This is a genomic window from Cyanobium sp. ATX 6A2 (genome assembly GCF_024346355.1).
In the GTDB taxonomy this organism is placed as follows: Bacteria; Cyanobacteriota; Cyanobacteriia; order PCC-6307; family Cyanobiaceae; genus NIES-981.
Genome location: NZ_JAGQCU010000031.1, coordinates 1 through 8,495, shown reverse-complemented (window position 1 = coordinate 8,495; position 8,495 = coordinate 1). Strand labels below are relative to the sequence as shown.

The following is an 8,495-nucleotide window of genomic DNA, read 5'->3' as shown; positions in this document are numbered from 1 at the left end:
GGGTCCGGGGCACCTGGGGCTGAGTCGTGGGCGGTGCAGTGGACGGCACGGGCTGTCTGAACAGAGCAGCCGCGACACGCCTGGGAAACCGGTGATCGGGTGAGGATGTTGGAGCAGGGGCCGGATCATCAGCGCACTCCCGGGAGCTGCTGCGGTGGGGTGACATCCATCGGTGGAGCCTCCCGGGAGCGATGGGATCACAATCAGAGATCGTCAGCGTTCCGGCAGCGGCGTTGGTGCCCGGTTGTGATCGCTTGTGATCAGCCGTCACGGCTGTTCATCAAGCAGCCACATAGATCCCTGAAAATCGCCCTTGCAGCCCTGGCTTGCGGCAGCCGATGCGGGTGGTGATTCTCGGCAATGCCGCAGACAGGCGCCACTACCAGCTGCTGCTGGCCAGCTGTGTGACCCTGCTGGCTCTCTGGCGGCCTGCTGAGTGCGGCCGTGGAGACCGTGGCCCCGGGGAGTGTCTCCGGCGTCGACCTCACGGTGGAGGGACAGGACGGCCTTGCGGGGGCGTGGTGGTTGAGCATCGCCCTGGCGGTGGCCGGCAACAGCTACCTGGCCATCGTGATGGGGCTGCTGAACGGGCGGTTCAGCAACCGCAACGGTGGTGACGGCGAAATCGGCGCTCCCCTGAAGAGGCAGCGCCTCCATCCGCTCCTCGGCAGACACCGCATGGGTGGCTTCTCCGCCGCTCATCACTCCCCTCGGTTCGGATCGCCTCTGGCTGCTGAGCGCTCTGCCCCTGGGATCAATCTCAATCTGGAGCGGCCTGATGCTGCAATGGGCAGCGTGCGACAGCAAGCGGAGCTGTACGCCCGTCTATGGGACGGCCTGTTGCGGCGGCTCAAGGTTGCCCCACTCGAGGGTGTTGGCCAGCGGAATGGCGCTCCTGTGCAGAGCGTCCTTCAGCCGCAGCAGCAGTTCCCGTTTCAGCGACCATTGTTCGCCTGCCAGGGTCTGGATCAGTACGCTCACCTCGATGCCCTGGGGATTCACGGCATCCACGGCTCGCAGCAACGGTGGGTCGAGCAGGCGCTCCTTCCAGGGTGACTGGCCGGCAAACAGATCCAGTTCCTGCTGGATCACTGTGAGTGCCTGGCGCAATGACCCGAGGCGGTGGGAAAGCAGAAGGGAAATCAACGCACCGGAGCGGAGTTTGGTGTGGTTGATCAGCCGGTCGACCATTCCGTGCTGGACGACCACCAGCCGCTGATCCAGGGTGCGGAACTGGCTGCTGAAGATGCCGATGTCCACCACCTCGCCGCTGAGGGTGCCCACTTCGACCCAATCGCCGATGGCGTAGCGGTCTTCCAGCAGCACCACCAGACCGGAAACAAAATCCCGCAACAGGGCCTGAAAGGCGAACACCAGGGCCCCCACCAGCGCACCGCCGGCGAGCAGGCCGCTGGCGGTGATCTCGCGGAAGCGTTCCAGATCCACCAACCACCAGATCACCAGAATCATCCCCGCGCTCAGGGTGAGGAGCCGCAGGGAGACTTGCCGAAGGGTTCTGTAGCGCTGTCTGCGCCGGGGACGCTGCTCTGCAGACACCCGCCGTCCAGCCAGCCACTGGCGCAGCAGAACCCTGACGATGCCGCGTAGCACCAGAAAGGCGAATGCCACCACCAGCACCTTGGCAATCAGCAGGCCTGGCCGCAGCAGCAGGCTCAGCCCCTCGGCGAACTGACCGGGAATGGCCATGGTGGCCAGGGCGTTCATCGTGCTCAGAATCAGCAGAACCGCCAGAACGATGGCGATGCGCACCGCATTCGGCAGCTCGAGAAGCAGGTCGCTGCCGGCGGCGGCTCCCTGCCCCCTGGGCAGCCTCTGCTGCAGGCGCTCGTCCCAGTGCTCTGTCCGTTTCCAGAGCACCAGCAGGCCGCCCAGCAGAGCAGCCAGCAGCAGCAAGGCCAGCCCCAACAGCATCAGGACGCGAGCCCAGGCCTCGGGCTGGAGCAGCGCCTGGGCATGGCGCAGGCGCGGCAGCAGCGTGATGCGCCAGCGCTCAGCCAGTTCGACAGCGGGGATGCCGTTGAGGCGGGCGTCGGCATCGGTGACCGTGAGCAGTGCGATCGGTTCCCGCCCTGGCAGCCGGGCTTCCAGCACCGGCAGCCCCTCCGCACTCATCACCGAGGCCAGCTCCAGGCCTGCGGTAAGTCGGGTCGATGACCTGCGGTTGATGTCGCAGGCGGTCTGGCCCCGATCCTGGTCGTCCCCATGGGAGCGCAGGCTGCGTCGCACCCAGAGGTCAGCCAGCAGCTCATCCACACTGCAGATCGTGGGAGGGGCATAGAGCAGGCGCAGGTTGTTCTCGATCAGGCGTGCCCGCAGCTGGGCATCGGGTCCAGTGGAGTCGGCGAGCACAGGCACGGCCACGGTGATTGCCGGCACCCCCAGGATCCTGACCTTGGCCACGTCGTAGCTGCCCAGCTGCCAGGCACCTGTCTTCAGCGACTGGGATGGTCCCTCAGGCCCGGAACTCTGGGCAGCCGCACCACCGCTCGCTGTCGCAGCGGCAAGGCTGGCTGGCCAGAACAACGTCAGCGCCAGAACGATGGCCAGCAGTGCGATGAAGCGGCGCTGCATCGAAGCCCAGCCAAGACCACCCTCGTTCTAGATCGTCACCCTGCCGAGCCTGATCGATGCGGTTGAGGTGCGGGATTCGCAGCTGCGGATGGCGCAGCCAATAGCCCAGCTGGGTCAGGCGCGGGTTGCTGCCGCCGAATCCCAGCGCTTGCGGGCGTCATCCACCAGCACCACCAGCAGCGGCACCGGCAGCATCCAGCCCAGCCACGCAACCGGGAACGGTGCCAGCTCCAGCACAGCCGCCAAGGGTGCCACGGTGATCAGGCCAGCGGTGATCAGGAGTTCGCTGCCGATGCCCACAAGCAGCAGCGGGTTGGTGCGCATCCAGCCCAGGCCTACGCCCTGCAGGGCGGGCCGGCTCTCGCTGCGGCAGGCCATCAGCACCCCCACCTGGGCGAGCACGATCGTGGTGAAGGTGGCTGCCGAGGCCCGGTGCTGCATCGCCCGGTCGAACGGGGTCGCCGTGCCATGCAGCAGCTGGGGAGCCAGGGCCTGCAGCTCCGCCCAGCTGACACCCTGGGCGCGCCAGGCCAGCAGATAGGCCGCCATCGCCAGGGCTGCCTCCACCAGTCCCAGCACCAGATAGGCCCGCAGCAACAGGGGGCGATTCAGCAGCGGCTGATCCCGGCGCCGCGGCCGCTGGCGCATCGCACCGGGTTCGGGTGGCTCGGCTCCCAGGGCCAGAGCCGGCACCAGGTCGGTGCCCAGGTCCACCGCGAGGATCTGCAGCACCGTGAGGGCCGCCGGGATGCGCCAGGCCACCATCGCCAGAAACGGCACGATCTCGGGCACGTTCGAGGCGAGGATGTAGGTGAGGAATTTGCTGATGTTGGCCACCACCGAGCGGCCGTAACGCACCGCGCTGACGATCGTGGCGAAGTTGTCGTCCAGCAGCACGATGTCGGCGGCCTCCCGGGCCACGTCGGTGCCCACCTGGCCCATCGCCAGCCCCACGTCGGCGGCGCGCAGGGCCGGGGCATCGTTGACGCCATCGCCGGTCACCGCCACCACCTCCCCGAGGGCGCGGTAGGCCTGCACCAGCCGCAGCTTCTGCTCCGGTGCCATGCGGGCGAACACCAGCCGGTGGCGGTACTTGAGGAGCTGGCGCAGCTGCACCTCGCTGAGCCGATCGAGCTGGGGTCCTTCGATCACCCGCACCGGATCGGCGGCCATGGCCTCCCGGCTCTGGGCAGCTGTGCCGGTCGGCGGATCCAGCAGGCCGAACTGCTGGGCGATCGCCTGGGCGGTGAGCCCATAGTCGCCGGTCACCATCGTGACCCGGATGCCTGCCTGATGGCACTGGCGGATCGCGTCCGGCACCTCCGGCCGCGGTGGGTCGTAGAGAGCCAGCAGCCCCACCAGTTCCAGACCCCGCTCCAGCTCCTCGGCCCGGGCCTCGAGCCGGTGGGCCTCCACGGGTCGGCGGGCCACCGCCAGCACCCGGTACCCCTGGGCGGCCAGATCATCGTTGGCGCCCAGGGCCCGCTGGCGCAAGGGCCCATTGAGCGGCACCGGCCCGTTGGCACCCACCTGGGTGCTGCAGTGCTCGATCACATCCACCGGCGCCCCCTTGGTGATCGCCAGCAGCGTCCCCTCGGCGGACTCCACCACCACGCTCATGCGGCGGCGATGGGAATCGAACGGCAGTTCGCGGCGGCGGGGATAGCGCTGCTGCAGGGTGGTCGGATCGAGCTCCCGCTCCAGCGCCGCCATCAGCAGGGCCGCTTCTGTGGGGTCGCCGATCGCGCGCAGCCCGCCGCGCCCCCGCTCCAGGTGGGCATTGGAGCAGAGGCAGGCCTGCTCGAGCAGCCCAGCGTCCAGGCCGGTGCCGGGCTCCGGCAGCCAGGTGGCCTGCACCTCCATTCGATTGCAGGTGAGGGTGCCGGTCTTGTCGCTGCAGATCACGCTCACCGAGCCGAGGGTCTCCACCGCCGAGAGCCGGCGCACCAGGGCCCGCTGACCGGCCATGCGCCGCACGCTGATCGCCAGGGCCAATGTGACCGTGGGCAGCAGGCCCTCGGGCACATTGGCCACCAGGATCCCCACGGCGAACACCAGGCTCTCCAGGGGCCCGATGCCCACGAACAGCCAGCTGAGCAGGAAACTCAGCACGCCCATCGACACGGCGATCGTGCTGATCGTGCGGACGATGCGGCCCACCTGGCGCTCCAGGCTGCTGGCACCGCGCTCGGTGGCGGCCGTGAGACCGGCCACGTGGCCGAACTCGGTTTCAGCTCCGGTGGCGTACACCAGAGCCTCAGCCCGGCCGCTGGCCACCGTGGTGCCGGCCAGCACCAGATTGGCCTGCTCGCGCATCGGCAGGATGGCGCGGCTGAGGGGGATCGGGCGGGCATGGCGGGCCACGGGCAGGGATTCCCCCGTGAGCACGGCCAGGTCCAGGCTGAGTGCGTTGGCGTCGATCAGACGGGCATCGGCGGGCACCTGATCGCCCTCCTCCAGGGCGATCCGATCCCCCGGCACCAACACCTCAGCCGTCAGCTCCAGCAGCTGGCCGTCACGCCACACCCGCACCCGGCGGGGCAGGGCCTGGCGCAGCACCGCCAGGGTGCGTTCCGCCTGGTACTCCTGCCAGAAGGAGAACAGGCCGTTGATCAGCACCACGGCCCAGATCGCCCAGCCCAGCTGGGGCATGCCGGCGGCGAAGGCCAGAGCTCCCGCCACCCAGAGCAGCAGGGCCATGAAGTGCAGCATCTGGTCGGCCAGCCGGAGCAGCAGCGAGCGGCGCCGCTGCGCCGCTGCGCCGGCAGCCGGTTGGCGCCGAAGCGCTCCAGCCGCGCCAGGGCCTCGGCGCCGCTCAGGCCGGTGATGGAGGTCTGCAGGGCACTGCAGAGACCGGCAGCAGAGAGCGACCACACCGGCTCGGATGCCGACAGCTGCATCGCCTTGCCCCTGCCTCAGAGCTTGGCCAGAGGGTAGGGCGGGTTTGCTGGCGCGGATGTGCATCCCTTCCTGTGGGGGATCTGACGTCGGCGGCCCATGGCGGTGCAGCGAGCTTGCAGCCTGGTCCTCAGACCGCTGGCAGCAATTCAGCGATTCGGAGCTGGTTCATCTCGCCACCAACGCCAGCATCAACACGATCTGGTCGACCCGGGCATCCGGCACCAGGATGTCAGCGATCAAGTGGGCACGTTGGTGAGGTTATACACCACGCTGAACAAGATTTGATCCGGCGCCAGCCACGCCAGCCAGAGGCTCATCAGGCGCAAGCCGTGACGCAAGGACGTGGGCATGGGGGGTGCACGGGAGTGATATGGATCAAGAGGGATAGGCCCAGCTGATCGGCACTACTGTGATCCATGGGGCGGTGGGCTGCCATCGGGGAAGGGTGAGCGGAGCCGCCCGGCTTGGTGCAGGAACAGCATCGATCCGGATCGTCAGCTGGCCTTCGATTGCTGCGGGCTCACATCGAGAGTGAAGGGGTGATGGCGATGTGGAGGCCCGCGAAAGCCTACGGCGGTCAGGCCAAGCAGCCGGGCATGGTTGCACCGGCCTTGCATCAAGCGCAGGTGCCAGAAACGCCATGGCGAGACAACGCCGCTCAGCATCCTCCAGCAACCCGTTGGCGACAAGCCAGTGTAGTGCTGGCGCTGAGGACACGCAGCAGCCGACCTCCATTGACCGATCCGGGCTATGTATTAAGGTATGCATAGTGCGATTAACAGCCATGCTCACCGGCCCCGATCTCCTCGCCAAGGTCAAGGAACTCAGCGACGCCAGCAAGTCTGAACTGGTGCGGGAGTGCGGCTACGTGAGCACCAAGAAGGATGGTGGCGAACGCCTGAACTTCACCGCCTTCTATGAAGCGCTCCTGGAAGCCAAGGGCGTCAGCCTCGGTGACAGCGGCCAGGGGCGCGGCAAGGGCGGCCGCAAGCTCAGCTATGAAACCAAGGTGCAGTTCAACGGTAATCTGCTGGTGGGCAAGGCCTACACCGCCCAGCTGGGCCTCCAGCCCGGCGATGAGTTCGAGATCAAGCTCGGCCGCAAGCAGATCAAGCTCATCCCCATCGGCAGCGCCGACGAAGACGAGTGAGTCGGCGCATGCTGGCAACCAGCCTGATGGCGCCCTGAAGGGGCGCCTTTTTGTTGCGCTCCTGCCGGCGGATCAGAGCTGGTGGCGCTTGCAGCGGCGCGGATTCACGGGCGGCAGCGCCGGTGGGATCGATTACCCGACGTCAACGGATCCGATCGCCCGCGAGCCCGAGAGTGGCCTCCAAGCCGGCCAGCACCACATCGGCCACGATCTTGATGCGGTAGCGGCAGGCCTGGGTCTCGGCACAGTCGAAGGTGCCCCGCTCCCAGTACTTGTTGCTGCCGGCGCCACCTCCGCAGAGGCCGAAAAACTCGCAGCTGCAGCGACAGCGCTCAATACCGGCCTGCATGTCACGGTGGATGCGCTGGAACTTTTCCGTGGCACACACCGATTCCAGCGAGTCGGTGAGGATGTTGCCGAGCACGAAGTCGCCATACTCCTGCGTTTTCACCGCCAGCAGTTCCGGATCGAAGGTGGAGAAGTTGCCACGGTGATCCACATTGAGGATCACGAACGGCCGGTTCATGTCGGTGCGCTCCAGCCGTGAATCCGTGCAGGCAAGCGCAGAGGTGGTCTCGAACTCGCGAAGCCTGAAGGCGCCTTGGCTCTGCTCCGTGAGCTCCCACACCCGCTCCAGAAAGGCGCGATAGCGCGCCTCAGACCCCTCACGCTCCAGGCTGGAGCTGCGGTTGCTGCCTTCGGTTTCTTCCATGTTGAAGCCCACCTCGGTGATGCCGTGCTCCAGGAAGAAGGCCACGATGGCATCGGCATGGTCGAGGGATTCGCTGGTGAGCACCGCGATCACATGAAAGGGGATGGCGTTGCGCCGCAGGTGGGCAATGCCGCGCATCGTGGCGGCATGGGTTCCGAGCCCGGTGCGCGTGCGGCGGTGGGCGTCATGCAGGAAGGCCGGCCCATCGAGGCTCACCCCCACCTGGATGCCGTTGCGCAGGAAGCAGTCGCACCAGGCCTGATCGATCAGGGTGGCGTTGGTCTGGATGCTCTGGCCGATGGCGATCGGATGGCGCTTGTGACGCGCTTCCGCCTGACCTAGCCGCCGCGTGGCCTCGTCGTAGAAGCTCACCGGCACCGCCAGGGGCTCGCCTGCATGCCAGAGGATCGTGATGTCGCTGCCCACAAAGGGGCTGGTGAGCACCGCCTTGAGGATCGGCTCCAGCAGATCGAGCGGTAACTGGCTGCGGTCGTTGCGATCCGGCAGGTAGCAGTAATCGCAGTCAAGGTTGCAGTAGGGCGTGGGCTGGATCACCACCAGCTCGATCGGCCCGCAGTCCGCAGGTGGCAGCGCCATGGCTACCAGTTGCGGAAGGCAGCTCCACCGGGGCGGGCATTGACGAAGCCGCCGCCGCCATTCACAAAGCCCCGGGAGGCGCCGCCGTAGTAGGGGTGACCATTGGCGAAGGCCGCGCCGCCGACAGGACCGCGCACTGCACCGCCGCGGGGGCCATTGACAAAGGCCGCCACCCGCAGGCCATCCCCGACGGCCAGCCCACCATCGTCCGCCTCCAACTGGGCCTGCCGCTGCCGCACCGCCTCCGCGATCCGGCTCAGCCGCCCCTCGATCGAGGAGATCTGGGAATCAGCGGTTTCAGCAGGGGCAACCGGTGCGCTGGAGGCCGCCGTGGCGGGCTGCGTGAGCGCCACCATCGAGAACAGGAAGCCCAGCAGGCCGGCGCGGGAGGTGATGGTCATCGTGGACTCGTGAGCGTTAGGGAGGCTCTGGAAAACCCGCGCCATCCGCGCGAAAATACCTCTGCAATCGCTGGTACGCACTGGGATGATGGGCAGCAAGCAGCTCGGATTCGGTGACTACGAGCAGGCCACCGCCAAGAAG

6 protein-coding genes are annotated in these 8,495 nt (G+C 67.6%); 1 reads left to right on the top strand and 5 read right to left on the bottom strand.

Going from position 1 to position 8,495, the window contains the following annotated elements; genetic code table 11:
* Positions 1-825: 825 nt before the first annotated feature.
* From KBY96_RS15870 to KBY96_RS15860, 3 genes are all read right to left on the bottom strand, one after another.
* Entirely contained in the window at positions 826-2,592 is a 1,767-nt protein-coding gene (locus KBY96_RS15870; RefSeq protein WP_254980519.1) for a mechanosensitive ion channel family protein, read from the bottom strand.
* 114 nt (positions 2,593-2,706) lie between these two features.
* Entirely contained in the window at positions 2,707-5,292 is a 2,586-nt protein-coding gene (locus KBY96_RS15865) for a cation-transporting P-type ATPase (protein WP_254980518.1), read from the bottom strand.
* Positions 5,205-5,492: a cation-transporting P-type ATPase gene (locus tag KBY96_RS15860; RefSeq protein ID WP_254980517.1), complete on the bottom strand. Its 288-nt coding sequence runs from the start codon at positions 5,490-5,492 to the stop codon at positions 5,205-5,207. The genes KBY96_RS15865 and KBY96_RS15860 overlap by 88 nt, the downstream gene beginning before the upstream one ends.
* 785 nt (positions 5,493-6,277) lie before the next feature.
* Between KBY96_RS15860 and KBY96_RS15855 the strand changes: the two genes are divergently transcribed.
* Positions 6,278-6,643 (top strand): AbrB family transcriptional regulator, encoded by a 366-nt coding sequence (locus KBY96_RS15855; RefSeq protein WP_254980516.1) that lies wholly within the window; start codon positions 6,278-6,280, stop codon positions 6,641-6,643.
* A gap of 142 nt (positions 6,644-6,785) precedes the next feature.
* Here the strand turns inward: KBY96_RS15855 and grrM are convergent, their stop codons facing one another.
* Positions 6,786-7,952 carry a cyclophane-forming radical SAM/SPASM peptide maturase GrrM/OscB gene (gene grrM / locus KBY96_RS15850; protein ID WP_254980515.1) on the bottom strand — a complete coding sequence of 389 codons (1,167 nt, stop codon included), beginning with the start codon at positions 7,950-7,952 and terminating at the stop codon, positions 6,786-6,788.
* 2 nt (positions 7,953-7,954) lie between these two features.
* On the bottom strand, positions 7,955-8,353 hold the full coding sequence (gene grrA / locus KBY96_RS15845; protein WP_254980514.1) for a GrrA/OscA1 family cyclophane-containing rSAM-modified RiPP: 399 nt from the start codon (positions 8,351-8,353) through the stop codon (positions 7,955-7,957).
* Positions 8,354-8,495 lie beyond the last annotated feature (142 nt).